Source organism: Corynebacterium sp. HMSC076D02, assembly GCF_001813815.1.
GTDB classification, from domain to species: Bacteria; Actinomycetota; Actinomycetes; order Mycobacteriales; family Mycobacteriaceae; genus Corynebacterium; species Corynebacterium simulans.
On record NZ_KV814082.1, the window covers coordinates 1 to 25,679 of the forward strand.

Consider the following 25,679-nt stretch of genomic DNA (forward strand, 5'->3'; position numbering starts at 1 on the left):
TACATTGGCACACTATTGAGTTCTCAGACATCATTCGCATTAGTTCAACAACATTTAACCTGCTGTTTCTCTAAGCGACTGGAGTTCATACTTTAGCTAACAAGTCGATATCTTGTCAACCAAGAGTTAATCTCTCCGCCGACCGCTTGTCGCGGCGACTTCGATAAATATACGCACGCCCCTAAAGGTTGACAAATCGCCAGGTCAAACACGAAAACCGCCCACCTTTGGTGGACGGTTCTCACGACTTGTCGCGCTAGAGGCCTTTAAGCCAGGCGTGCGCCCGCAAAGTTCTTCTTGCCGCGGCGTAGGACGAGCCAGGTGCCATGCAGTAGGTCCTCTGCTGCAGGCTCCCAGTCATCCGATTCAATGCGCTGGTTGTTGGCGTAAGCGCCACCTTCCTTAATGGTGCGGCGTGCAGCGCCCTTGGAGTCAGCCAGACCAGAAGCCACCAGAAGGTCAACGATGGTCCGCGGCTCGCCTTCCGTAATCTCAGCGACTGTAGTTTCAGACAACGCACCCGCCAGGGTCTTTTCATCCAGTTCTTTAAGCTCCGCCTTACCGAAGAGTGCCTGGGCAGCAAGCTCGACTGCCTTGGTTGCCTCTTCACCATGAACCATGTTGGTCATCTCCTGAGCCAGGCGACGCTGCGCAGCGCGCTTGTATGGCTCTTCCGCCACGGCCTTCTCGTACTCCGCGATTTCTTCCTGAGTCAGGAAGGTGAACCAACGCAGGTAGTCAATGACGACAGAGTCGCCAGCGTTAAGGAAGTACTGGTACCAGGAGTAAGCAGAGGTCTTTTCAGGATCCAGCCACAACTTGCCGCCACCCGTAGACTTACCGAACTTCTGCCCCTGGGCATCGGTAACCAGCGGAACGGTGAGCGCATGGACCTTAGCGTTATCCATGCGACGGTTCAGGTCAACACCAGAGACGATGTTGCCCCACTGGTCGCCGCCACCGATCTGCAGGACACAGTCGTACTCACGGCGCAAGTGCACGTAGTCATTGGACTGCAGCAGCATGTAGGAGAACTCGGTGTAGGAAATTCCGTCGGATTCCAGTCGGCGCTTGACGGTATCGCGGTCAAGCATCGTGTTCAGGGAAAAATTCTTTCCGATATCACGCAGGAAGTCGATAACGGAAAGGTTCATGGTCCAATCAGCGTTGTTAACCATGATGGCGGCGTTCTCGCCTTCGAAGTCCACAAAACGACGCAGCTGCTTCTGGATTGCCTGCAGGTTCTGCTCGATGACGTCCATGCTGAGCATGGAGCGCTCGCCGACGTCGCGCGGGTCACCAATGGTGCCCGTCGCACCACCTGCAACGGTGATTGGACGGTGCCCGAATTCCTGGAAACGGCGCAGCATAATCATCGGCACTAGGTGCCCTGCGTGAAGGGAATCCCCCGTCGGGTCGAAACCGCAGTACAGGGTAATCGGCTTTTCGCACTCTTCGCGCAGTGCGTCGAGGTCGGTGGACTGGTTGATGAGGCCGCGCCAAGACAGCTCGTCAATGATGTTCATAAAAGTCTTCCTAATCTCTTCCTAGATTCGAGGTGCAGAAAAGTTTGTTAGGCCTCTGCTTCTGCAGGCCATGCTTTTGCGTGATCAGCTAGCATCACTGGGATGTCGTCCTCGACGGGATAGGCAATGCCGAGACGCTCATTAACCAGAACCTGTGCATCCTCGTTATAAGTCAGCGGCCCTTTATCTTGGGGGCAGACCAAAATCTCTAGAAGTTGTGGATCAAGACTCATGGCGTTCATCCTACATCTCGGTACGTTTAGCGGCGGCTCCAACCCAGCGATGCGAAATGCACAAGCGAAAAGCCGGCCGCCTTCACGCATCGAAGATGACCGACTTTTCTGGCTTAGACCCCTGGAATAACCGGAGTCTGTGCCCACTTCTTAAATTCCGCGGCAATCTCGTCAACGCGTTCACGCTGTTCGGCGACCCGCACACCTGCGGTTCCACCCTTGGTAGAACGCGAGGCCACCGCACCATCGATGGTGAGTACGTCACGCACTGCAGGGAGCAAGCGCTTATCGACGCCCGCGAGCTCCTCATCGCTGAGGTCCACCAGGTCCACTCCCCTTGCCTCGGCAATCTGAACGCACGCGCCCGAAGCCTCATGTGCCTCGCGGAACGGAACGCCTTGGCGAACCATCCACTCGGCGAGGTCCGTTGCCAGAGTGAATCCACGTGGGGCAAGCTCACGCATGCGGTCTTCGTGGAATTCCAAGGTGGAAACCAGGCCGGTCATTGCTGGCAGCAGCAGATTGAGCTGCGCCACCGAGTCAACGATCGGTTCTTTATCCTCCTGCAAGTCACGGTTATAGGCCAAAGGCTGCGCCTTCAGCGTGGCCAGCAACCCGGAAAGATTGCCAATGAGGCGGCCCGTCTTGCCGCGGGTTAGCTCCGCAACATCGGGATTCTTTTTCTGCGGCATGATGGAAGAACCAGTCGACCACGCATCATCCAGGGTGACGTAGCCGTACTCCGGCGTACACCAGTAGATGATTTCTTCCGCCAAGCGAGACATATCGACCGCGATTTGCGCCAAGACGAAAGCTGCCTCCGAGGCAAAGTCACGCGATGAGGTTCCGTCCAGCGAGTTCTCCGCAGCTGACTCGAAGCCCAGCTCCGCAGCGATTGCCTCTGGGTCGAGGTGCAGCGAAGAACCCGCCAGCGCGCCGGAGCCATAAGGCGATACAGCAAGGCGCTTGTCCAGATCCTTTAAGCGATCGACGTCGCGAAGCAAAGGTTGCGCGTGCGCCAGCAGCTGGTGTGCCAACAAGATCGGCTGCGCTGCCTGCGAGTGAGTCTTACCCGGCATGATTGCCTCCGGGTGCGCCGCTGCCTGCTGAGACAAAGCATCCACCAGGTCAGTGACCTGCAGAGCAATATCGCGAATGGCATCGCGGACCCACATGCGAAACAGGGTTGCTACCTGGTCGTTGCGGGAACGGCCCGCGCGCAGGCGGCCGCCGACCTCAGGCCCAACAATGTCGATAAGCCCGCGCTCCATCGCGCCGTGGACGTCCTCGTCGGTGGGCAACGGGCGAAACTCGCCGAAGGCGACTTTCTCCCCCAGCTGCGTCAGGCCATCGAGCATGGTCTGCAGGTCGGCGTCGGAAAGCAGGCCTGCTTTGTGCAGCACCTTGGCGTGTGCCTTGGAAGCCAAGACGTCATATGGCGCCAGGACCCAGTCGAAGTGAGTGGATACGGACAGGGCGAACATTGCCTCGGACGGGCCGCCGCTGAAGCGGCCGCCCCACAATGCGCCCTCGTTAGTCTTATGCATTATTTCTTTCCGGTTGGGAAGCCGCCGTCGCGGTCACGCTGGTTGGAGATCTGGGTGGACAAGCCGTGCAGCTGGACAAAGCCCTTGGCCGCGGACTGATCGAAGGCGTCGCCAGTGTCATAGGTGGCCAAGTCGAAGGAGTACAGAGACTCACCCGAGCGGCGACCATTGACAGTTGCGGTGCCGGCGTGGAGAACCATGCGGATATCGCCGGTGACGTTCTCCTGGGAGGACTCGATGAAGGCGTCCAGGGAACGCTTCAGCGGCGAGTACCAGAGGCCGTCGTAGACCTCTTCGCTCCAGCGAGCGTCGGTCAGGCGCTTATAACGTGCGAGCTCACGCTCGACGGTGACATCCTCCAGCGCCTCGTGAGCCTTGATGAGCACCATGGCACCCGGGGCCTCGTAGACCTCGCGGGACTTGATGCCCACGAGCCGGTCCTCAACCATGTCGAGACGGCCGACGCCTTGTGCACCCGCGCGGCGATTGAGCTCTTCGATTGCTTCCAGAACGGTCACCGGCTTGCCGTCGATGGCGACGGGCTTGCCTTTTTCAAAGGAAATGATGACCTCATCGGGGGCGTTACCCAATGCCGGATCCTCGGTGTAGGCGTAAAGATCCTTTGTTGGCGGATTCCACAGATCCTCCAAAAAGCCGGTTTCTACCGCGCGGCCCCACACGTTCTGGTCAATAGAAAATGGCGAGGATGCGGACTGCTCAATCGGCAGGTTGATCTCCTCTGCGAAGGCGATTGCCTTGTCACGAGTCCAGGCGTAGTCACGCGCTGGCGCGATGATCTCTAGCGAAGGATCGAGTGCGCGGAAGGAAACCTCGAAGCGGACCTGATCATTACCTTTGCCAGTGCAACCGTGGGAAACATGTGTTCCGCCGTGCTCCTGCGCAGCTTTCACGAGGTGCTTGGTGATAAGCGGGCGGGAAATCGCAGAAACGAGCGGGTACTGCTTCATGTACATGCCGTTAGCCTTGATGGTAGGCAGGCAGTACTCTTCTGCGAATTCATCCTTAGCGTCAATGACGATGGACTCGACCGCGCCGCAATCGAGGGCGCGTTGGCGTACCGACTCCATATCCTCGCCACCCTGGCCAAGGTCAAGAGAGACAGCAACAACGTCGCCACCGGTCATCTTAGCCAGGTAAGGGATCGCCACGGACGTATCCAGTCCGCCGGAATAAGCCAGTACAACACGTGCGCTCATAATCATTCTCCTTTGGTTATCTTCGAGCTATCGTTAATATTATACAATAGAACGTATAAAACCTAAACGTCGCGTGCTGTGAGCTTCTTCGCAAGTTCCTCGCCGGTGGTCGACTCGCGCGCGAGGACGAAAATAGTGTCATCACCAGCAATGCAGCCGACTACATCGCTCAAACCAACGCGGTCAATAAAGGAGGCCAAATACTGCGCAGCGCCGGCTGGAGTGCGCAGCATGGCGATGTTTCCTGAATGATCATGCGAGACAACAAGTTCGTCGAGCATGCGGCGCAGCTTCTCGCGGGGTCCGTTAAGCTGGTCTTCGAATTGCTCCAGCTCTCCGCCGACCATATAGAAGGAACGCCCGCCACCGCGCTTTACTTTCTTCGCGCCGAGCTCGTCAAGATCGCGCGAAAGGGTTGCCTGGGTAATGTCGATTCCCTCATCAAGCAGCAGCTCAGAAAGCTGCACCTGGCTGGTAACGCGGGTGCGATCCAGAATTTCCAGGATCTTGGCTTGGCGCGCATTGCGCGTGGTCGGCGTCGTTGTCATCGCGAAAGAATTCTCCTTAAAACTCATGCCGGCAATCCGATATCCTCAAATGCGCTAAGTCTTAGTGCATTAAATTCGCTTTCAAGCATAAACCTTCAGCGTGAAGGATTCCGGATTTGTCCCGGCGGGAGCCATTAATTCTGCGTACGCTCGAAGGTTGCGCGGATATAGCTTGCGGACTCAGCCAACTTCTGGGTCTCCCATTCATCGAGCTTGGGGGCCAAGCGCTTTTCGACACCGCCGCGGCCGACAACCGATGGCATGGAAAGCGCAACATCGTCGATGCCGTATTCCCCCTCCAGCATGGAGCAGACCGGATGAACCGCCTTCTCATCCAGCATGATCGATCGCGCAATCGCTACCGCGGAACGTGCCACACCAGCGTCGGTCCAGCCCTTTGCATTGAAGACGTCGTAGGCCGCGCCGACGACGGTTTCTTTGAGCTCTTCCTTACCTGGTAGCGAGCCCTGGTGGAGCTCTTCGAGTTCTTCCCAGCCCAAGCCCTGGACGTTCATTTTCGACAGCACTGGGAAGGCAGTCATGCCGTGTTCACCCATCATGTAACCGGTGACAGACTTTGGATCGATACCGAGCTCGCGCCCTATAGCCCAGCGCAGACGCGCTGAATCGAGCATGGTGCCGGTACCAAAGAGTAGCTCGCGCGGGTAGTCGAACTCGCGGTGCGCAAGGGTAACCATTGCGTCCAGAGGATTGGTGATAAACAGGATGACCGCTTCACTCGTATGGGCAGTGATGCCTTCCATAACGTTGCGAATAACGTGGCCGGAAGAAACTGCCAACTCGGCACGGTCAGGGGCAGAACCCGGATTGTCCGGGTCCGGCTGCATGGACGCACCGGCAGATACGATGATGAGATCAGCATCAGCGCAGTCCTCGTAGGTACCGGCGTGGACGTGGATATGGTCAATGCCAGGCACGCCGGTGGATTGATCATGGTCCAGCGCCTCACCGTGTGCCACCTTATCGTTGACATCGATTGCGGCGATATCCGCGAAAAGGCCGGACTCCATGGCATAAGCAAGGACCGAGGATCCAACGTGACCCAGGCCAATACAAACAAGCTTTGTGGTGTTTAGGTTCTTCATATTCCCGAGCATAAACCTCACGCCGGACACGTGGTGCTTTAACTGACGGTGGCGTCGGAAAGCGCCAGCGCAAAGCGGTTAACCGCGGCGTCCAGCTCTGCCTCTTCAATCACCAGCGGCGGCGTCAAACGCACGACGGAATCATTCGGCGCATTCACAATTACTCCGTGCTTGAAGCCGGCGCTGACCACCTGTTTAGCCACAGGGCGTTCCAGAACCACGCCCAACATCAGGCCGCGACCGCGCACTTCTACTACGCCAGGCAACGCAGCTACGCGTTCTGCGAGCCGCTCTCCCTTGTTGCGTACCTCAGCAATGAACGCGGCATCGATAGTGTCCAGTACCGCATTTGCCGCCGCACACACAACGGGATTGCCGCCAAAGGTCGTGCCGTGGCTACCCGGAGTAAGCAAATCCTTCGCCGCGCCCCGTACGATGGTCGCGCCGATGGGCAGGCCCGCCCCCAAGCCTTTGGCCATGGTAATCACATCGGGCAAGATTCTCGCAGACTGGAAAGCGAAGAAGTCACCAGTACGCCCGACGCCAGTCTGAACCTCATCAACAATCAAGAGGAGCTCGTATTCATCGCATAACTGGCGCACCTTAACCAGAAATCCATCCGGCGCGGGAATCACTCCGGTCTCGCCTTGGATAGGCTCCAAAATGATTGCCGCGGTATTGGCTGGGTCTTGTTCCACCAATGTGCGCAGATATTCAATGTCGCCATAGGGATAAAATTCCACGCCAGCTGGCAGCGGCTCGAAAGGCGCCCGTTTGCCCGGCTGCCCCGTCATCGCGAGCGCGCCCATCGTACGCCCGTGGAATCCGTGGTGCGCCGCCAGCACCCGCTTCTTTCCAGTCAAGCGTGCTACCTTGAACGCAGCCTCGTTGGCCTCAGTACCGGAGTTGCAGAAGAATACCCGGGCATCGCTATCGCCCACCCGAGCCTTGAGCTTCTGTGCAACCTCAACCACAGGCTCGCTAGCAAAAAGGTTGGATACGTGCGCCAACTTAGCCACCTGCTGGCTTACCGCCTGAACTACGGCAGGATGCCCGTAGCCTAGTGAATTGACCGCAATGCCGGCCAGCATGTCAATGTAGGACTTCCCCTCTTCATCAAGCACGGTAGATCCTGCACCTGAGACCAATCCGAGCGGCGGAGCGCCGTAGTTATTCGCGATCGCCTCGTTCCACTGCTTTATAAGCGAAGTCATGCGTTATCGTCCTTTCTAAAGACCGTTCCTTCCGGATAATCAGCACGGTCATAGTTATCAGGCAGAATCATCGTTCCGATGCCGCCGGAGGTCAGCAGCTCTAGGACCACCGCATGCTCGGTGCGGCCATCGATAACGTGGGCCGCATTTACCCCTGCCTCCACTGCTTTAAGGCAGGCCTCCATCTTGGGGATCATCCCGCTGTCTAAGGTGGGCAAGAGCTGCGAAAGCTCGCTGCACTCAATCTTGGAGACCAAAGAATCGGAATCTGGCCAGTCGGTATAAAGGCCCTCCACGTTGGTTAGGACCACGAGCCTTTCCGCAACCACAGCGCTAGCAAGCGCACCCGCCGCGGTATCCGCATTCACGTTATAAACCTCGCCATCCCTACCGGGCGCAATGGTTGACACAACGGGAATCCTTCCCGCATCCACGATGTCCATCAAGGCTTCGGGGTTGACGTCGGTAATATCGCCGACCAAACCAATGTTTGTCAGCCGCCCATCGATGTTGACCAGGCGCTTTCGGGCGCGAAATAGTCCTGCGTCCTCGCCCGAAGTGCCCACCGCGTAGGGCCCGTGGGAGTTGATGAGGTTGACCAATCCCCTGCCCACCTGGCCAAACAAGACCATCCGTACGACTTCCATAACCTCCGGGGTGGTTACCCGAAAGCCACCTTTGAATTCGCCCTCGATGCCGAGCCTGCCCAGCATCTGGTTGATCTGCGGGCCGCCGCCGTGGACGACAATCGGCTTCGCGCCTACCGCGCGCAGAAAAACCATGTCTGCCGCGAACGCCGCCTTGAGCCGCTCATCCACCATGGCATTACCGCCATACTTCACCACGACTATTGTGTCGCGATAATGCTGGAGCCACGGCAGTGCCTCCGCCAAGACCGTGGCCCGCTCCAAGTTCGTTAACTGCATAGTCTCCTCGCCTTTGCCTATTCCCCGAAGCTAAGAGCTATAGGCCGAGTTGATTTCGACGTACTGATGAGACAGATCCGTAGTCCGTAAAAATGCTCGGCCTGGCCCGTTAAGACCTAAGTGAACGTGGACGTCAATATCGATTCCTGATAGGTCCACCTCGCGCGCGCCGGGCGCGCCCGTGGAGTTGATGCAGACAGGCTGATTGTTGAAGGCAACAGAGATGTTTTCCGGGTCCATATCCGCGTCCGCCATGCCCACTGCCGCAAGGACGCGGCCCCAATTGGGATCGGAGCCAAACATCGCACACTTGAACAGGTTATCCCGGCCCAGCGTCCGCGCAGCGGCAAGCGCCTGCGCATCGTCAGTGGTGCCCTCGACGGTGATTTTGACGCGCTTGGTCACCCCTTCCGCGTCGGCCTGCAGCTGATCCGCGATATCGGCACAGGCTTTAAGAACAGCATCGTCGAGCTCTTCCTGCGAAGGCTCGATGCCCGATGCACCATTTGCCAAGATGATGACGGTGTCATTAGTCGAGGTCGAGCCATCAATATCTAAGGTATTGAAGGTCGCATCGCATGCACTGTGCAGCGCTTGCTGCAGCGCGGCAGGCGTGGCCGCGGCGTCGGTTGTCAGGCACACGAGCATCGTTGCAAGCGAGGGCGCCATCATACCCACGCCCTTGCCCATCGCACCCAAAGTCCATCCACCACCGTGCACCACAGCTTCCTTCGCCACGGTATCGGTGGTCATGATCGCCTCGGCGGCAGCGTGACCTCTTTCTGAGCTGAGTTTCCCCACGACGCTGCTAACGCCGCCTAATGCTTTATCCATCGGCAAAGGCTCGCCAATCAGCCCCGTGGAACATACAGCGATATCTTGCCCGACAATTCCAGTTAGAGCAGCAAGTTCATCCACCATGGCTTGGGCATCTTTGTCGCCTTGCTTCCCGTTACAGGCGTTGGCGTTGCCCGAGTTATACAACACGGCCCTTACCTGCCCGTCTGCGACGGCGGCCTTGGAAAGTTTTACCGGTGAGGCAACGACCCGGTTGCGAGTAAATACCGCCGCTGCATTAAAGTGTGGGCCTTGATTTACAACGAGCGCCATATCTGATTTCCCAGATGGCTTAATCCCAGCAGTAGTTGCTCCCGCCACAAAGCCTTTCGGCGCGGTAACGCCAGTCGGTTTGGGAACGGGCCCTCCTAGCGTGGTGGGCGATAGAGACATGGTCTTCTCCTAATTAAAAAGGTGGCTATTAATAACCGCCTAGGGCGCGACGGCCGCTTGTGGCAGGCCGGCGGATTCTTCAAGCCCTAGCGCGAGATTCATACATTGAACGGCGGCACCGGCGGTGCCCTTGGTCAGATTGTCGAGCGCAACAGTGATGAGCAATCGTCGGGCACGACCGTCCACATGAGCCTGGATATGCACCATATTGGAGCCCACTACGTTCTGCGTTTCTGGCTGGATTCCTTCTGGCAAAACTAGGCAAAAAGGCTCGTCCTTGTAGAAATCCGCGAAGGCTTTGTGCACCTGGGAGGCATCCACTCCTCCGGCAAGAGGAGCGCTGATAGTTGCCAAAATCCCCCGCACCAGCGGGGCCAAGACCGGAGTAAAGCTGAGGTTGAGCTCAGCGTCACCGTGCACGAAAGGCGCCAGGTTCTGCACCATCTCCGGGGTATGACGGTGCGTGCCGCCCGGCGAATAGGCGCGCAAACTGCCCATGGTCTCAGCACCAAGCAACCCCACTGCGGCCTTCTTGCCTGCACCGGAAACGCCAGTAACCGCAACCACGTTGAGATCAGGTTCGATGAGCTCCTGCGCCAAGGCCGGCACAGCACCCAAAGTCACGGCGGTGGGAAAGCATCCCGGCACCGCTACCTGCGATGCCCCCTGCAGCTGTGCGCGATTTCCAGGCAGCTCTGGGATGCCATAGGGCCATGCGCCCGCGTAATCCCCACCATAGAACTCCCGCCAGTCCTCTTCGCTCCGGAGGCGGAAATCGGCCGCGCAATCAATCAACACCGGCGCTGCGACGCCGGTGCTTTGCGACGCCGCCTCAATCTCCCGCGCCAACTTCGCCGAGTGTCCGTGCGGCAGCGCCAGGAAGACCACCGAATGCCCAAGCAGGTTTTCCGCCGCAATGTCTTGAATAGTATTCCCCCACACCTGCGGCGCATTTGGCACGACCTGCGCCACCGGTTGCCCGGCTGTGGAGTGCCCACAGAGGGCGCCAATCCGCAGCTTACCGGACAAATATGCTGGATGGGACAAGAGCAGGCGCAGAATCTCGCCGCCTGCATATCCGGAAACGCCCGCGATGGCTACTGAAATACTCATGCGGGAAACAATAACAAGTTATGCAAGGCACTGCAATATATACGAGGAGTCTTTTATATCGCTCCAAAACGCAAAGTGCCTCCCGCGGCCCTCCTCTAACAATTGAGTGGAGAAGAAAGCCAAGCGGGAGGCACTAAACACTGAGCCTGAGGGCCTCCACCCTCGAGCCACAGCTTAGGAGTAAATCAGCACCTGAGTTACCAGCATGATGCCGCCGAAGACCAGAAGGAAGACCATCATCGGCCAGACGAAGCGCAGCCAGTGCGTGTACTTCATCTTCAGCATCTGCAGCGTTGCCATGACCAGGCCGGTCGGGCAGATGAACAGCATTGCATACTGTCCCCACTGATAAGCACAGACCACAATCCAACGGTCGATGCCCACCGTATCTGCCAGCGGCGCCATAATCGGCATGGACAGCACAGCTAGGCCGGAGGAGGAAGGAACAACGAAGCCCAGCAGGAAGAAGATGATCATCAGCATGATGATGAAGACTGGACCATGCATTCCCTCAACCAGGTTGGTTGCAGAGTTCAGCAGTGTATCGGAGATATGACCATCATTGAGCACCAGGTTGATGCCGCGGGCCAGACCGATAATCAGGGAAACGCCGACCAGGCTGGAAGCACCCTCAGTGAAGGCGTCGCAAAGCTCAGCTTCGCCCAAGCGATTCTCACCGGTTGCCGCAATGAACATGATGGCCAGGGCCACCGTGAGGAATGCGGCCGCCATCGTTGGGAACCACCAGCCCTGGGACATAACACCCCAGACCATCAACGGGAACGCGATAGCGAAGAGGATGAGGATGACCTTCTGACGAAGGTCGAACTTCTTAACGTCACCGGTGGCGTCCATGGACCACTGGCCCTCAAAGACTTCCTTATCCTCCAGGACATAGGAGAAGTTCGGGTCTGCCTTGAGGCGACGCGCATACCAAGCCATGTAGCTAATCACCACGATGCCGCCGACGACACAGCCGACCAGACGCCATACGATGCCGTCTGTGAAGTTGATACCCGCCGCGTTCGACGCGATAACAACCGAGAACGGGTTAATCGTAGAGAACGCCGTACCCATGGAACCTGCCAGGAAGATGGCGCCCACCACGACGATGGCGTCATAGCCTAGCGAGATAAAGATTGGGGCGAGGATTGGGTAAAAAGCAACAGCTTCCTCCCCCAAGCCACAGGCGGAACCGCCCATCACCATCAGCACGGAGACCACGACGACGAGCAGGAACTCGTGCCCCTTCGTCTTCTTGGTCAGTGCGACCAGGCCCGACTCGAAAGCGCCCGTTGCGCGGACCACGCCAATGAGGCCACCCAGCACGAGGATGAACACGATGATGTCAACGGCCTCGATGGTGCCCTGCACCATGCTGACCGGGATATCCCACAGACCAGCCGGGTTCTGCGTGACATGCTCATAAGTGCCCGGGACGGAAACTGCCTGCGTCAGTGCACCAGAGGTGAACTGATCGATGTTGATCTGCACGCCCAGGCTATCGAGAGTCTTCTGCGTAGCGTCCAGAACGTCGACCGAACCATCAGGGTTGGTCACGTTCAGCTTGCCCGAGTCAGGGTCATACATCAGCTTCGAATACGAGCCTGCCGGAACCAGCCAGGTGGCGATTGCAGAGATGACCGTCAGGGCAAACAGAATCGTAAAAGCAGACGGAACTGAGAAGTGAAACCTCCGCCTCTTCTTGGGGTCTGTATCCTTCTCTTTCATTGGCGCGGTCATGGCGCCTTCCTTTCATGTGATAAAAGGCCGGGGAAGCCAGCACATACTGTCTTACCCGGCCAATAAATTTCTCCTAAGAGGTTATAACGGTTCCGACGGAACCAGTCATGGCTTCACCGGCATGTTCGAGCGAGGTGATGATTGCTCGACGGCCGGCGCCCGAACGGGCGAACTCCAAGCAGGCTTCCACCTTCGGCAGCATTGAGCCTGGTGCAAAGGCTGCATCATCAATCAGCTTCTGTACCTCGTCAACGGTGACCTTCTCCAGAGCCTTTTGTTCTGGGGTGTTAAAGCCGGAGTAGGCGTAGTCAACTGCGGTGAGAATCAACAGGGTGTCTGCCTCAATCTGCTGAGCGATAAGAGCCGCGGTGCGGTCCTTATCGATGACTGCGGTGACACCGCTGAGCTGGCCTTCCTTGCGGACTACTGGGATGCCGCCACCACCGGCTGCGATGGCAATGCCACCGGAGCCCAGGATGTTGGCGATGCTCTTTGCCTCTACAACCTCGATAGGAAGTGGCGAGGCAATGACCCAACGCCAGCCGCGGCCGGAATCCTCGACGTAGGTGTTGCCGGTTTCCTTAGCCAACCGCTTTGCCTCTTCCTCGCTGTAGTACACACCGATGGGCTTGGTTGGGTTATCAAAAGCCGGGTCGTTTTCGTCGACAACCGTCTGCGTGATGAGGGAATAGCAGTCGCGCTCTAGGTTCCGCATGCGCAGCACATTCTCAATGGCCTGCTGGAGGTGGTATCCGATGTAGCCTTCGGACATTGCACCGCACTCGGCGAAAGGAATCTCTGGCGTGGTTCCCTCCTGGTGTGAGAAGTCGGAGGAAACCTTGATCATGCCAACCTGTGGACCGTTGCCGTGGGTAACCACGACCTCGTGGCCGGCCTCGATGAGGTCAACGATTGAGTCGGCGGTCTGGCGGATTGCTTCCAGCTGCTCGGTTGGGGTGTTTCCAAGGGCGTTGCCACCGAGGGCAACGACAACACGTCGCTTATCCATTGCACTTTCTCCTGGTGAAAAGACCTTGATTTTCTAGGACAAGGTGGCGTACATGACCGCCTTGATGGTGTGCAGACGATTCTCTGCCTCATCGAAGACCTTGGAGTAAGCGGACTCGAAGACCTCGTCGGAGACCTCCATCTCGCTAACGCCGAGCTTCTCGGAGATTTCCTTGCCAATGACGGTCTTGACATCGTGGAAGGAAGGCAGGCAGTGCATGAAGATGGCGTCGTCGGCAGCCATTGCCATGACATCCTTGGTGACACGGTATGGCTCGAGCAGCTTGACGCGCTCCTCCCAGAGCTCAGCCGGCTCACCCATGGACAGCCAGATGTCGGTGTAGATGACGTGAGCGTCGGTGCAGGCTTCCTTGACGTCTTCGGTCAGAGTGACGGAGCCGCCGGTCTCGGCTGCAATCTTGGTGCACTCCTCGACCAGGCCATCTTCTGGCATCTGTGCCTTCGGGCCACAAGCGACGAAGTGCATGCCGAGCTTTGCACAGACAACCATGAGGGAGTTTGCAACGTTGTTGCCTGCATCGCCCATGAAGACCAGCTTCAGACCCCTCAGGCCCTGTGGGAAGTTCTCCTCTACAGTGAGCATGTCTGCAATCATCTGGGTTGGGTGGAACTCGGTGGTCAGGCCGTTCCAAACTGGAACGCCTGCGTTTGCGCCCAAGTCCTCAACAATCTCTTGAGCGAAGCCGCGGTACTCGATACCGTCATACATGCGGCCCAGCACGCGAGCGGTGTCCTCGATGGACTCCTTCTTGCCCATCTGCGAGCTATCCGGAGCCAAGTAGGTAACGCCCATGCCAAGGTCGGAGCCGGCAACCTCGAATGCACAGCGGGTACGGGTCGAGGTCTTCTCGAAGAGGAGGACGATGTTCTTGCCCTCGAGGTAGCGGTGCGGCACACCGGCCATCTTCATTTCTTTGAATTGCTTGGAGAGGCGGATAAGGTAGCGAATCTCGTCTGGGGTGTAGTCCAAGAGCTTGAGGAAGTTACGTCCGCTGAGGCTTACTGGCATTGTTGCCAACTCCTTTCTTTAATAGGGCCTTTTGCCCTATTTTCACTCCGGCTACTCCCCTTCAATTCACACTCATGGGGTGCGCCGGCCGAACCCGGAAGCCTTGTGCTTCTCATCTGAAGTTCTGGCTTTATCGTGACTCGATTTCCCCACCCGAGCAAGCGCTAATCGAGTTCATTTTTCATTAAATCCAGCGTTGACCGCCACTAAACCCGATTTAAACCGCCTTTGAAGTGCAGGTTTACACGCAAGGTTTAGAATGTGACATCCATCCCTTTTTCTAGAGACGGTAACGCAACCTACAAATTGACCCGGTTTAAACCGCTGCCCAAACGCGAGCAAAAGCCGGTTACATTACCCCTGACCAGTACCCCTCAACCAATAGGTCACGAGACTCGTAGGATGTCTTTTTCAAAATGTTGTGAACGTGGACCTTTACGGTAGAAAGCGAGATGCCGAGTTCGTCCGCGATTTCGCGATTGCTCTTGCGGGCAAGCACCAGGCCGGCCACTTCACGCTCGCGCTTCGAAAGGCCATGGACCTCCGAAAATCGCTCAAGGCTGCGCTCATGAAAGTCATCCGCTGCCGCATCTGCGATTGGCTTGACCGCCGCATCCGCACCAACGTGGCGCAGAACCACTCGCGCATGAGAGATGACCGCCCAGCCGATGGCAACGATTAGAACGTTTTCCATAAAATTGCGCTCCGGCAAGAATGAGAGCACATCGGGCCCGGCAGCCTCCCAGTCAAAGATGAGCTGATAGTAAACGTTCTCTGCCACCACCAGCACGGCACAGATAGCGACCTGGAAGAAGAGATGGCGGTAGGAATAAAGGCGTGCGCGCTCCGCGGGATCATTCGCGCGCAAGTAGCAGCCAAAGCCATAGCAAAGCAGAAATGTCAGCGTGATAGGCCGCATGTTGAAGAAAAGGAACTGGCGTAGTGCCGGGTCCTCTACTGCCCACAAGGCCGCGACGCTGCCTATCAGGAACAACCCGACGCAGGCATGCGGCAGAAAGCGCCAGCCATTTAAGTAGCGCTGCACCACGATGGCCATCACAGCCATCATCACGCCACCCAGCAATATCGACTCGAAAGGCGCCGTAATTGCGTAAACAGAAACCTCACGGTTAGCCATCCCGCCGTGGATGAACTGCGTTCGAAAGACAAGCGCTATATCGAAGGCATAGACGCCGAAGAATACCGCCAACAGTTTGAAGACTTGGGAGCGGGTGGCCACCAGGCATCCCACGCAGACGCCGGCGACCAGGACGCTGGCTAGCAGCATGCAGATAGTGAAATAGAAGACGGCATACTCTAGCACCAGCACCTACTTTCCCAGCAGCGAGAGAGAAAAACTGCCGGTTTCAAGTCAGACCCAATAACTTGGGTAATCATAGCTCACATCATTAAGGATTCATAAGAATAGGACCGAGCAGTCACCCATAATTAGAAGTGATCTGCACGGTCCTTAGCGCGACTCAACGCGCGGGTTTAAAGCCTCGTTTAAGCGCGCATCTGAGCGCCCAAACGCTGCTCGGCCAACTTCGCTGCAGCCAGGCGGTGCTCGCTTGCTTCCTCGTCGGTCAGCGTGCGGTCGGAGGCACGGAAGATCAGCTGGAAGGCTAGTGACTTTTTATCCTCACCGAGCTGCTCACCGCGGAAGACGTCGAAAAGCTCAACGCCCTCGAGCAGTTCGCCGGCGCCTTCCTCCACGACCTTACGCACGGACTCAGCAGGAGTGTCTTCGTCGACTACCAACGCGATGTCTTGGTGCAGTGCCGGGAATGCAGACAGAACCGGAGCCGGGAACATCTCCTCAGTAGGCAGCGCGTTTACATCCATCTCCATCGCGCAGGTGCGTGCCGGCAGGTTCAGTGCCTCGAGAATCTCTGGATGCAGCTCGCCTGCATGGCCCACGACGACGCTTTCACCATCGACGACAGCCTTAATCGCTGCGCAACGGCCCGGGTGCCACGGCAGCTCGGAGGCAGCCTCTACCTCGATCTCTACGCCGGCCGCGCGAGCGACCAGGCGCGCAGACTCAATGGCATCGGCGTAGGTGTAGGCGCGACCCTTGCCCCAGGGGCCCTCGTGCTCGACGTTGCCGGTAGCAACGGTGGCCACGTGCAGCGGCTGGTACGGCAGGGAGTCGCGCAGCTCCTGAACGACGGCGTCGCTTGGACGCTCCTCAACGGAAGGCATTGCGGAAGCATCCGCACGCTTGAAGGAAACCTGCTGCAGGCCGAACAGCGCAAGGTCGTTGCGGCCGCGGGCGACGTTGCGTGCAACTGCTTCGAGCATGTTCGGCAGCAAGGTGGTGCTCAGAATTGCCTTGTCTGATTCGAGCGGGTTCTGCACGGAAACGGTCTTGCGGCGCTCGTCATCGCCTTCCAGACCCCAGACGTCGAAGGTGTTGTTGGCGATAAACGGCGAAGGAAGCACCTCGGCGTAGCCTGCATATGCCAGGCCATGGCCGATAGCGCGGCGACGCTTCTGTGCCGGGGTCAGACCACGGCCACCAACTGGGGTCGGCAGGATGGTCGGGATATCCTCTAGGCCTTCCAGACGCAGCACCTCCTCAATGAGGTCAACATCCATGGTGATGTCAGTGCGCCAGGTAGCCGGGGTAACCAGCAGGTTGTCACCGGACTCCTCAACCTCGCAGCCGACCTCTTGGAGACGGTTCACGACGGTCTCACGGGAGTATTCAACACCGGCGTACTCGCTCGGCTTGGTGGCGCGCATGGTGATCTGCTGCGGGCGAGCGACCTCGCCGACCAGGGTGCGGCCGGCCTCGATGGTTCCGCCAGCGATCTGCACGAGCAGTGCACAGGCGACGTCGAGTGCGACCTCAACGATGGCCGGATCTACGCCTCGCTCAAAGCGACGGGATGCCTCAGAAGACAGTTTGTGGCGGCGCGAGGTGCGAGCCACGGTGATGGAATCCCAGTTCGCGGCCTCGAAGTAGACGTTGGTGGTGCCGTTTTCGCCCTCGGTAATCTCCGAGCTCGTTCCGCCCATCACACCGGCCAGAGACTGGATGCCGTTGTCGTCGCAGATGACTACGTCTTCGGCGTCGAGGGTGCGCTCGACGTGGTCGAGGGTCTCGAACTTCTCCCCTGCCTGCGCGTTACGTACAACAAGGTCACCAGAAATCTGATCGGCGTCGAAAGCGTGCATCGGCTGGCCGAGCAGCAGCATGACGTAGTTGGTTACGTCGGTTGCGGGGTTAACAGGGCGTTGGCCTGCCAGCATGAGCTCGCGCTCCATCCAGAACGGAGTGCGCGCGGTCGGGTCAATGCCAGTGACCTTCCGCAGGCCAAAGCGCTGTGCCTTGGTCTCCTCGCGCAGCTCAACATTGTTGAGTGAGCCACTAGCCTCCGGCACGGCGCTGACATCGATGCCAGCAACGGAAGGGTCCTGCGCCGGGCACGCGTAATCAAGGCCGAAGGCCGAAGCAACCTCGCTGCCGAGGCCGCGCAGGGAAAGCGCGTAGCCACGGTCCGGAGTGATGTTGACGTCGAAGACAGTATCGTCCAGCCCCAAGAACGGACGGGCATCCTGGCCGACTTTGTCCGCGAACTCCTCGCCCAAGGTGATGATGCCATCGGACTTCTCAGCGATGCCCAACTCGGCCGCGGAGCACATCATGCCCGCAGAGATCTTGCCGTAGGTCTCACGTGCGGAGATCTTGAAGCCGCCTGGCAGCTCTGCGCCCGGCAGGGAGACTACGACGTAGTCCCCCAAGCGGAAGTTACGAGCGCCACAGATGATGCCCTGCAGCTCGCCGGTGCCGTTAGCGTCGCCGACATTGATCTGGCAGTAGCGGATGGGCTTCTTGAAGCCCTCGAGCTCCTCGAAGGAGTCAACGTGGCCGATAACGAGCGGGCCGGTGATTTCTGGCAGGCCCTCGTAGCCCTCGGTCTCAAAGCCGACGCGAACGAAACCAGCGTCGAGTTCTTCCGGGGTGACGGACCAGCCGGGATTTTTCGCGCCAAGCAACCTGGTTACCCAGCTCTGGGAAATAAGCATTGTGTCTAGATTCCTTCCTAATTGCGGGGTAAACGGTTATGCCTGGACGCCGAACGGCAGGGTGAAACGAACGTCGCCTTCGACCATGTCGCGCATATCGGTCAGGCCGTTGCGGAACTGCAGGGTGCGCTCCAAGCCCATGCCAAAAGCGAATCCGGTGTATTCCTCCGGGTCAACGCCTACTGCGCGCAGGACGTTCGGGTTGACCATGCCGCAGCCGCCCCACTCGATCCACCCGGCGCCGCCCTTCTTGTTCGGGAACCAAACGTCAACCTCAGCGGAAGGCTCGGTGAATGGGAAGTAGTTGGTGCGCATGCGCGTCTTGGTCTCTGGGCCAAACAGTACCTTCGCCAGGTGATCCAGAGTGCCGCGCAGGTGTGCCATGGTAAGCCCCTTGTCCACTGCCAGGCCCTCGACCTGGTGGAAGACTGGGGTGTGGGTGGCATCGAGCTCGTCGGTGCGGAAAACACGGCCCGGGCAAGCAATGTAGAGCGGGACATCGCGGTCCAACATGGTGCGTACCTGCACCGGTGAGGTGTGCGTGCGCAGAACCTGTCGCGAATCTTCCTTACCCACGTGGAAGGTATCTTGCAGGGTACGTGCCGGGTGGTCAGGTTTGAAGTTCAGGGCGTCGAAGTTAAAGTACTCCGCCTCGACCTCAGGACCCTCGGCGATCTCCCAGCCCATGCCAACGAAGATGTCGGCAATGCGCTCCGACAGCGCGGTAATTGGGTGCAGTGCACCGGTCTGAGTGCGGGTGGTCGGGATGGTCACGTCGACGGTCTCTGCCGCCAGCTGCGCCTTCCGGGCCTCTGCTTCCAGCTGCTGCTGGACCTGAGCAAAGCGCTTTTCGACGCGACCGCGGGCCATGTTGACGTTCTTGCCTGCGTCTTTGCGCTGGTCCTTTGGCAGGCTGCCGAGCATGGTGCGTGCCTGTGGGATATAGCCCTGCTCGCCCAAGTGCTCGCGGCGAGCGGCAGCCAGCTCATCGAGGCTTGTAGCAGCGTCAAATGCAGCTATGGCGGAATCGGCAGCCGCGCCCAGCGCGGCTTCGGTCAATTCGATCTGAGATGTGTCGGACACGTGCCTTGAAACCTTCTTCTTGCGCGAAAACTAACGGCGCTAATCATACCGTAGTGACCGTCACAAGAAGCCAGCAGGGGCACCAGCTAGCGGCTATGAGACTTCGCAGATTCGTAAAGACATATAGAAGCGGCGGTGGCGAGATTCAGCGACTCCGCGCGGCCCAAAATAGGAATGCGCACGCGCATATCTGCCTCGTCGAGCAGCTCCCCCAGCCCGTGTGCCTCGTTGCCGAATAGCCACGCGGTGGGCTGGCTGAGATCTGCCTCCGCAAGGTCGACCTCGCCGTCGGCTGCGGTGGCAAGAATCTGCATACCAGACTTGCGCAACTGGCCTAGGACGTCCTTGATGTTAGGGTCGCGCGCAACGGGAACGTGGAAGAGCGAACCTGCTGAGGAACGCGCCACCTTGCAGCCTAGGGGATCCACGGTCTCGCCGGCGAAGATGACGCCATCGGCGCCCATGGCGTCAGAAGTCCTGATCAAGGTACCCGCGTTGCCTGGCTCCGAGGTCAAGACCGGAACCGAGACCAGACGTGGTTTGGCGTTGAGAATCTTGCCCACTGACCACAGCACCGGCTTGCAGAGGGCAAATAGCCCGGTGGTGCTTGCGGTATCAGACATGTGGCGCGCTGCTTTATCCGTGATGGGATGGACGTAGACATCCATGTAGCCGGCAGCGGTGACGATGTCTGCGAAACGCTCAGCCGCTTTCTCGGTGACGAAGACATCGGTTGCGGCACCGGTGGACACTGCCGCGTCCACCGCATTTTCGCCCTCAATGATGAACTGCTTGGCCTTGCGCCTATTAGCCGCGCGGTGCAGCTTGACCGCATTAACGATGCGCGGGGTTCTCTCAGTAAAAGCAGATTCAAAGTCCAATTCCATAGCCCCAAATCTAGCAGCGCATACGCCCCACACACCAAAAGGATTAAGCCACACCCCAAAAGCACCAAAAGCCCCAGAAAACCACCAAACCCACCACAGCAAAAGCCGTAGTGGGCAAGTATTAGAGCTCGGGCTTTAAGTGAGCAAACGCTTAGCGACGCAGCGGGATACCGCGGCCATCGCGGTCGTAGCCGCCGGCACCCGCGATGATCATGATGAACTCGACGAATGCCCAGATCTCGAGGGCGCCACCGATGAAAAAGCCGATGATCACGATGAGGGTCACAGCGGAAACCACGAAGGTAATCAGCTGTGCGATACCGCGGTTGGTCTTGCCCAAGTAGAAGTTGTGTGCGCCCAAGTATCCGAAGAAGAAAGCCAGCAGCATCGCTGCAACCCAGGACTTCTGCTCAACGCCTGCTGGGTACTGCTGAACTGGGTAGGCCTGGCCGAACTGTGGCTGACCGCCCTGGTATGGAGCAGGCGTAGGAGCGTTGTTGTTGAACTGCTGCGGCTGCTGGCCAAACGGGTTCTGCGGCTGGTTGCCGTAGCCTTGAGGGTTTCCGTTGTTTGGATAGGTCATAGAAGGCTCCTGAGAAATGGGCAAAAGATGAAAAGGAGTACACGCCGGAAAAGTCCGCGCCGTGTGTCACAGACAAACTAGCACGAGCTAACTGCGACTTCCTAGATGGGTATAGAAAGCTGGGGAAAAATCCCCAAACGGCTAGACGCGCAGACAACACAACATAAAAAGCTCCCTCTACCCTTTCACGCCATAATTGACGGAAAGCGATAGCGGGAGCTTTAAAAGCAATACGCTTTGCGCATACCTATTTAATTAGGCAGCCTTCGGAGCGTTGATGTCCTCCGGCAGAGCAGCCTTGGCTGCCTCGCACAGTGCGGAGAATGCCTCGAAGTCGTTGACTGCAAGCTCAGCGAGGATCTTGCGGTCAACCTCGATCTCAGCCAGGCGCAGGCCGTGGATGAGGCGGTTGTAGGTGATGTCGTTCATGCGGGCAGCGGCGTTGATGCGCTGGATCCACAGCTTACGGAACTCAGACTTACGAGCGCGACGATCGCGGTAAGCGTAAGTCATGGAGTGCAGCCACTGCTCCTTAGCCTTACGGTACAGGCGGGAACGCTGGCCGCGGTAGCCCTTAGCGGACTTCAGAATCGCGCGACGCTTCTTCTTGGCGTTAACTGAGCGCTTTACTCGTGCCACAGTATTACTTCCTTATCTTGTGTGGGTCTAGTAAGTGGGTTGATTCGGCGCTAATTAGGAGCGGCCGAGCAGGCGCTTTACGCGCTTGACGTCGGAAGGTGCAACGTCCTTGGTGCCCTTAAGACGACGGGTCTGCTTGGATGGCTTGCCCTCCAGCAGGTGGCGGCGGCCAGCCTGCTCACGGCGCAGCTTGCCGGAACCGGTCACCTTGATGCGCTTGGCGGTGCCCTTGTGGGTCTTCTGCTTCATGAGAATTAAGTCCTTAAATCCTAAGTGGAGTTTGGTCTACTTCTTGCCCTTGCGGACGGGTCCCAGAACCATGGTCATGTTGCGACCATCCTGCTTGGGGCGGGACTCGACGGAGCCGTACTCAGCGACATCCTCGGCGAGGCGCTCCAACAGGCGGAAACCAAGCTCCGGACGCGACTGCTCGCGGCCACGGAACATGATGGTTACCTTGACCTTGGAACCCTTCTCCAGGAAGCGCACCACGTTGCCCTTCTTGGTCTCATAATCGTGATCATCGATCTTCGGACGGAACTTCTGTTCCTTGACCACAGTCTGCTGTTGGTTCTTGCGGGCTTCGCGAGCCTTCTGAGCCTGCTCGTACTTAAACTTTCCGTAGTCCATGATCTTGGCTACGGGCGGCTTTGCATTAGGCGCAACCTCAACAAGATCAAGGTCTGCTTCATATGCAAGCTTGCGAGCATCATCAGTACGGACGATGCCCACCTGTTCACCACCGGGGCCAACTAGACGGACCTCGGGTACTCGGATGCGCTCATTGATGCGAGCTTCAGCGCTGATTGTGGTTCTCCTCGATTAAGGGGGTGGGTTAGTGATGTGCCTACCGAGACCACAAACGAAAAACCCGGTCTGCCATAAGGCAGCCGGGAGTTCTCACAAAAATGCCGAGGTATTAACCTCAACCCTTTTACCTTTATCCTTCGAACCAAAGAGATTCGCGGCTTCAGGTGGGAGAAACTCCGCTTGTGACCCGTAGCCTCCTGGAGAAGGCCCTACGGGCGGTAGTGCTGATTAGTATAACCCCCACTTCACGCAGAGCCAAATCGCCACGCGCAACTAATTACGCGCTCACTGCCAGAGGTGACTACAGGAGCTCCTTCAGGAACTGACCTGTATAGGAGCCTTCCACCTTTGCGACATCTTCTGGAGTGCCCTCGGCTACGACGCGACCGCCGCCATTTCCGCCTTCGGGGCCCATGTCCACGATCCAGTCAGCGGCCTTAATCACGTCAAGGTTGTGCTCGATGATAAGAACCGAGTTGCCCTTGTCCACCAGCCCTTGGATAACCAGCATGAGCTTGCGAATGTCCTCGAAGTGCAGGCCCGTGGTTGGCTCGTCCAGAATGTAGACGGTGCGCCCCTTGGTGCGTTTTTGCAGCTCTGCAGCAAGCTTCACGCGCTGCGCCTCGCCGCCAGACAGCGTGGTGGCCGCTTGGCCTAGGCGAACATAGCCCAGTCCGACGTCGACAAGCGTGGCGAGGTAACGGTGAATCGAGGTGATCGGCTCGAAGAACTCGGCGGCCTCGGAGATAGGCATGTTGAGGACCTCAGCGATGTTCTTGCCCTTGTAGAGGACCTCCAGGGTTTCCCGGTTATAGCGCGCACCCTCACAGACCTCACACGGGACATAAACGTCCGGCAGGAAGTTCATCTCGATCTTCAACGTGCCGTCACCCTGGCAGGCCTCGCAGCGGCCACCCTTTACGTTAAAGGAGAAACGGCCTGGCTTGTATCCGCGCACCTTTGCCTCTTGGGTCTCCGCAAAGAGGTTGCGAATCTTGTCGAATACACCGGTGTAGGTAGCCGGGTTGGAACGCGGGGTACGGCCGATCGGGCTCTGGTCCACCTGCACCAGCTTGTCGAGGTGCTCGACCCCCTCGACGCGCTTGGCGCGGCCTGGCACCTGGCGCGCACGGTTGAGCTTGTTGGACAGCGTCTTTGCCAGAATCTGGTTGACCACAGTGGACTTGCCAGAACCCGATACACCGGTGATGCAGCAAAGCACGCCCAGCGGGATCTCAACGTCGATGCCCTTCAGGTTGTTTTCCCGAGCACCGACTACTTTGAGCTTGCGTTCAGGGTCAATCTCGCGACGCTTATCCGGCACCGCCAGCACGCGCTTGCCAGACAGATACTGACCCGTAAGCGATTCTTCCTTATCCATGATGCCGGCGGGCTCGCCTTGATAGACAACCTCGCCGCCGTACTCGCCGGCGCGCGGGCCAACATCAACAAGCCAGTCGGCCTCGCGGATGGTGTCTTCATCGTGCTCAACCACAATCAACGTATTGCCGATGTCGCGGAGGCGCTTCAAAGTAGCGATGAGGCGCTGATTGTCGCGCTGGTGCAGACCAATGGAAGGCTCATCCAGCACATACAGCACGCCAGCCAGACCCGAACCAATCTGGGTTGCCAGGCGGATGCGCTGCGCCTCACCACCAGAAAGCGTGGAAGCGCCACGATCCAAGGTGAGGTAATTCAGACCCACGTCGAGTAGGAATCGCAGGCGGGCCTGAATCTCCTTCAATACGGCGCCAGCGATGATTTCCTCGCGGTGCCCCAGTACGAGCGAGTCGAGGAATTCCGCGGCCTCTTCGATAGACAGCGCGGACAGCCCCGCGATGGACTTCTCGCCGTGCGCGGTGGAGGCAAGCCGCACAGCCAAGATCTCCGGGCGTAGGCGCGTGCCATTACAGGTATTGCAAGCCACCCGGCGGGTGTACTGCAGCAGGCGGTCCTTCTGCGACTCGGAATCGGCCTGCTCGAGCTTGCGCTCCAAGAAGCCGATCGCCCCCTCAAAGGGAGCGGACCAGTTGCGCTGCCTGCCGTAGCGGTTTTTATAGCGCACGTTTACTTCCACGTCGGTGCCATAAATCAGGGCATCGCGCTGCTGCTTTGTCAGCTGTGAGACCGGAGTCTGCGGATCAAAGCCCAACGTCTTACCAAGCCCCTCGACGAGCTTGACGAAGTAGCGCGAATTCGGGCTGGAATGCCACGGCTGGATGGCGTCGACTGCCGGGGCGTCAGGGTCCGGAATCAGCAGATCTACGTCGACCTCGAGGCGGGTACCTAGACCGTCACATTCTGGACAAGAGCCGAAAGGCGCGTTAAAGGAAAACGCACGCGGCTCGTATTCCTCGATGGTTAGGGTGTGGCCATTGGGGCAGGCGGCCTTCTCCGAGTAGGTATGAGTGAGCTCGGGGCGATCGATGAAGTCGAGGGTAACGAGACCATCTGCCAGGCGGAGCGCAGTTTCGACAGAATCGGTCAGACGCTGCTTCTGTGAGGCCTTGACCTGCAAACGGTCCACCACCACGTCAATATCGTGCTTGATCTGCTTCTTCAGCGTCGGTGGCTCAGTTAATTGATAAACCTCGCCATCAACCCGCACGCGGGAAAAGCCCTGCGACGCAAGATCGGCAAAGAGATCCACAAACTCGCCCTTGCGGTGGCGCACCACGGGAGCCAGGACCTGGAACTTTAGCTTTTCCTCGAGTTCAAGCACTGTGTCCACGATTTGCTGCGGGGTCTGACGCTCAATCACGGCGTCGCACTTCGGGCAATGCGGCGTGCCCGCGCGGGAGAATAAAAGGCGCAGATAGTCGTAGATCTCCGTGATGGTGCCCACCGTAGAACGCGGGTTGTGGTTGGTGGACTTCTGGTCAATCGAGACCGCGGGAGAAAGACCGTCAATGAATTCGACGTCAGGCTTGTCCATTTGGCCTAGGAACATGCGGGCGTAGGAGCTCAGCGATTCAACATAGCGCCGCTGGCCTTCCGCGAAGATAGTGTCAAAAGCCAACGATGACTTGCCGGAACCGGAAAGGCCGGTAAAGACCACCATCTTGTCGCGCGGCAGGTCGATATCGACGCCCTTGAGATTGTGCTCGCGAGCACCGCGTACGACCAAACGATCAGCCACTTATTTCCTCCTTTGTCAGCCTAGCTTCGCGCCCATCCTAGGTTCTGTTGGGGATAAGCGGC

General features: G+C 58.4%; 22 protein-coding genes. All 22 read right to left on the minus strand.

Annotated elements, in window-relative coordinates:
* Positions 1–266 precede the first annotated feature (266 nt).
* The 22 genes from tyrS to uvrA all read right to left on the minus strand — a co-directional run bounded on the left by tyrS (position 267) and on the right by uvrA (position 25,617).
* Entirely contained in the window at positions 267–1,526 is a 1,260-nt protein-coding gene (gene tyrS, locus HMPREF2935_RS10605) for a tyrosine--tRNA ligase (protein ID WP_070733158.1), read from the minus strand.
* A gap of 47 nt (positions 1,527–1,573) precedes the next feature.
* Positions 1,574–1,759: a Trm112 family protein gene (locus HMPREF2935_RS10610; protein ID WP_070733160.1), complete on the minus strand. Its 186-nt coding sequence runs from the start codon at positions 1,757–1,759 to the stop codon at positions 1,574–1,576.
* A gap of 113 nt (positions 1,760–1,872) precedes the next feature.
* Positions 1,873–3,306, minus strand: coding sequence for an argininosuccinate lyase (argH, locus tag HMPREF2935_RS10615; protein WP_070733163.1), 1,434 nt, complete (start codon positions 3,304–3,306; stop codon positions 1,873–1,875).
* Positions 3,306–4,523 (minus strand): argininosuccinate synthase, encoded by a 1,218-nt coding sequence (locus HMPREF2935_RS10620; protein WP_061922627.1) that lies wholly within the window; start codon positions 4,521–4,523, stop codon positions 3,306–3,308. The genes argH and HMPREF2935_RS10620 overlap by 1 nt, the downstream gene beginning before the upstream one ends.
* Before the next feature lie 62 nt (positions 4,524–4,585).
* Positions 4,586–5,071, minus strand: a complete 486-nt coding sequence (locus HMPREF2935_RS10625; RefSeq protein ID WP_049147590.1) for an arginine repressor — start codon at positions 5,069–5,071, stop codon at positions 4,586–4,588.
* 134 nt (positions 5,072–5,205) lie between these two features.
* The gene (locus HMPREF2935_RS10630) at positions 5,206–6,177 is read right to left on the minus strand and encodes a lactate/malate family dehydrogenase (protein WP_141756056.1); all 972 of its coding nucleotides are present in this window, start codon (positions 6,175–6,177) and stop codon (positions 5,206–5,208) included.
* Between the two features lie 38 nt (positions 6,178–6,215).
* On the minus strand, positions 6,216–7,391 hold the full coding sequence (locus HMPREF2935_RS10635; RefSeq protein WP_070733166.1) for an acetylornithine transaminase: 1,176 nt from the start codon (positions 7,389–7,391) through the stop codon (positions 6,216–6,218).
* Positions 7,388–8,317, minus strand: coding sequence for an acetylglutamate kinase (gene argB / locus HMPREF2935_RS10640; RefSeq protein ID WP_070733169.1), 930 nt, complete (start codon positions 8,315–8,317; stop codon positions 7,388–7,390). Before argB ends, HMPREF2935_RS10635 begins: the two co-directional genes overlap by 4 nt.
* A 30-nt stretch (positions 8,318–8,347) precedes the next feature.
* A complete protein-coding gene (argJ, locus tag HMPREF2935_RS10645; RefSeq protein ID WP_070456690.1) occupies positions 8,348–9,547 on the minus strand; it encodes a bifunctional glutamate N-acetyltransferase/amino-acid acetyltransferase ArgJ in 1,200 nt (399 codons plus the stop codon).
* A gap of 39 nt (positions 9,548–9,586) precedes the next feature.
* On the minus strand, positions 9,587–10,660 hold the full coding sequence (gene argC / locus HMPREF2935_RS10650; RefSeq protein ID WP_070456687.1) for an N-acetyl-gamma-glutamyl-phosphate reductase: 1,074 nt from the start codon (positions 10,658–10,660) through the stop codon (positions 9,587–9,589).
* Between the two features lie 174 nt (positions 10,661–10,834).
* On the minus strand, positions 10,835–12,403 hold the full coding sequence (locus HMPREF2935_RS10655; protein WP_070733171.1) for a YfcC family protein: 1,569 nt from the start codon (positions 12,401–12,403) through the stop codon (positions 10,835–10,837).
* 73 nt (positions 12,404–12,476) lie between these two features.
* Complete coding sequence (gene arcC, locus HMPREF2935_RS10660) at positions 12,477–13,412, minus strand: carbamate kinase (protein WP_061922642.1); 936 nt, start codon at positions 13,410–13,412, stop codon at positions 12,477–12,479.
* A gap of 33 nt (positions 13,413–13,445) precedes the next feature.
* On the minus strand, positions 13,446–14,441 hold the full coding sequence (gene argF / locus HMPREF2935_RS10665) for an ornithine carbamoyltransferase (protein WP_061922645.1): 996 nt from the start codon (positions 14,439–14,441) through the stop codon (positions 13,446–13,448).
* Positions 14,442–14,790: 349 nt separating this feature from the next.
* Positions 14,791–15,771 (minus strand): helix-turn-helix transcriptional regulator, encoded by a 981-nt coding sequence (locus HMPREF2935_RS10670; RefSeq protein ID WP_062040658.1) that lies wholly within the window; start codon positions 15,769–15,771, stop codon positions 14,791–14,793.
* Positions 15,772–15,947: 176 nt separating this feature from the next.
* Positions 15,948–18,476, minus strand: coding sequence for a phenylalanine--tRNA ligase subunit beta (gene pheT / locus HMPREF2935_RS10675; protein ID WP_062040655.1), 2,529 nt, complete (start codon positions 18,474–18,476; stop codon positions 15,948–15,950).
* A gap of 36 nt (positions 18,477–18,512) precedes the next feature.
* On the minus strand, positions 18,513–19,559 hold the full coding sequence (gene pheS / locus HMPREF2935_RS10680) for a phenylalanine--tRNA ligase subunit alpha (RefSeq protein WP_061922654.1): 1,047 nt from the start codon (positions 19,557–19,559) through the stop codon (positions 18,513–18,515).
* Between the two features lie 86 nt (positions 19,560–19,645).
* Positions 19,646–20,446, minus strand: coding sequence for a TrmH family RNA methyltransferase (locus tag HMPREF2935_RS10685; RefSeq protein ID WP_061922657.1), 801 nt, complete (start codon positions 20,444–20,446; stop codon positions 19,646–19,648).
* A 151-nt stretch (positions 20,447–20,597) separates the two neighbouring features.
* Entirely contained in the window at positions 20,598–21,029 is a 432-nt protein-coding gene (locus HMPREF2935_RS10690) for a TM2 domain-containing protein (protein WP_061922661.1), read from the minus strand.
* A gap of 255 nt (positions 21,030–21,284) precedes the next feature.
* Entirely contained in the window at positions 21,285–21,668 is a 384-nt protein-coding gene (rplT, locus tag HMPREF2935_RS10695) for a 50S ribosomal protein L20 (protein WP_061922666.1), read from the minus strand.
* A gap of 54 nt (positions 21,669–21,722) precedes the next feature.
* Positions 21,723–21,917: a 50S ribosomal protein L35 gene (gene rpmI / locus HMPREF2935_RS10700; protein WP_046646844.1), complete on the minus strand. Its 195-nt coding sequence runs from the start codon at positions 21,915–21,917 to the stop codon at positions 21,723–21,725.
* A gap of 36 nt (positions 21,918–21,953) precedes the next feature.
* Entirely contained in the window at positions 21,954–22,475 is a 522-nt protein-coding gene (gene infC / locus HMPREF2935_RS10705; protein ID WP_082778602.1) for a translation initiation factor IF-3, read from the minus strand.
* A 304-nt stretch (positions 22,476–22,779) separates the two neighbouring features.
* Positions 22,780–25,617, minus strand: a complete 2,838-nt coding sequence (gene uvrA / locus HMPREF2935_RS10710; RefSeq protein WP_070733173.1) for an excinuclease ABC subunit UvrA — start codon at positions 25,615–25,617, stop codon at positions 22,780–22,782.
* Between the last annotated feature and the right edge of the window lie 62 nt (positions 25,618–25,679).

Bases quoted from the DNA above. Each gene is read 5' to 3' on its own strand.
- HMPREF2935_RS10625 (WP_049147590.1), bottom strand. From the start codon at position 5,071: ATGACAACGACGCCGACCACGCGCAATGCGCGCCAAGCCAAGATCCTG.
- HMPREF2935_RS10630 (WP_141756056.1), bottom strand. From the start codon at position 6,177: ATGAAGAACCTAAACACCACAAAGCTTGTTTGTATTGGCCTGGGTCAC.
- HMPREF2935_RS10610 (WP_070733160.1), bottom strand. From the start codon at position 1,759: ATGAGTCTTGATCCACAACTTCTAGAGATTTTGGTCTGCCCCCAAGAT.
- argF (WP_061922645.1), bottom strand. From the start codon at position 14,441: ATGCCAGTAAGCCTCAGCGGACGTAACTTCCTCAAGCTCTTGGACTAC.
- argB (WP_070733169.1), bottom strand. From the start codon at position 8,317: ATGCAGTTAACGAACTTGGAGCGGGCCACGGTCTTGGCGGAGGCACTG.
- rpmI (WP_046646844.1), bottom strand. From the start codon at position 21,917: ATGAAGCAGAAGACCCACAAGGGCACCGCCAAGCGCATCAAGGTGACC.
- argJ (WP_070456690.1), bottom strand. From the start codon at position 9,547: ATGTCTCTATCGCCCACCACGCTAGGAGGGCCCGTTCCCAAACCGACT.
- HMPREF2935_RS10690 (WP_061922661.1), bottom strand. From the start codon at position 21,029: ATGACCTATCCAAACAACGGAAACCCTCAAGGCTACGGCAACCAGCCG.
- HMPREF2935_RS10655 (WP_070733171.1), bottom strand. From the start codon at position 12,403: ATGACCGCGCCAATGAAAGAGAAGGATACAGACCCCAAGAAGAGGCGG.
- arcC (WP_061922642.1), bottom strand. From the start codon at position 13,412: ATGGATAAGCGACGTGTTGTCGTTGCCCTCGGTGGCAACGCCCTTGGA.
- argH (WP_070733163.1), bottom strand. From the start codon at position 3,306: ATGCATAAGACTAACGAGGGCGCATTGTGGGGCGGCCGCTTCAGCGGC.
- pheT (WP_062040655.1), bottom strand. From the start codon at position 18,476: ATGCTTATTTCCCAGAGCTGGGTAACCAGGTTGCTTGGCGCGAAAAAT.
- tyrS (WP_070733158.1), bottom strand. From the start codon at position 1,526: ATGAACATCATTGACGAGCTGTCTTGGCGCGGCCTCATCAACCAGTCC.
- HMPREF2935_RS10620 (WP_061922627.1), bottom strand. From the start codon at position 4,523: ATGAGCGCACGTGTTGTACTGGCTTATTCCGGCGGACTGGATACGTCC.
- HMPREF2935_RS10685 (WP_061922657.1), bottom strand. From the start codon at position 20,446: ATGGAATTGGACTTTGAATCTGCTTTTACTGAGAGAACCCCGCGCATC.
- argC (WP_070456687.1), bottom strand. From the start codon at position 10,660: ATGAGTATTTCAGTAGCCATCGCGGGCGTTTCCGGATATGCAGGCGGC.
- HMPREF2935_RS10635 (WP_070733166.1), bottom strand. From the start codon at position 7,391: ATGACTTCGCTTATAAAGCAGTGGAACGAGGCGATCGCGAATAACTAC.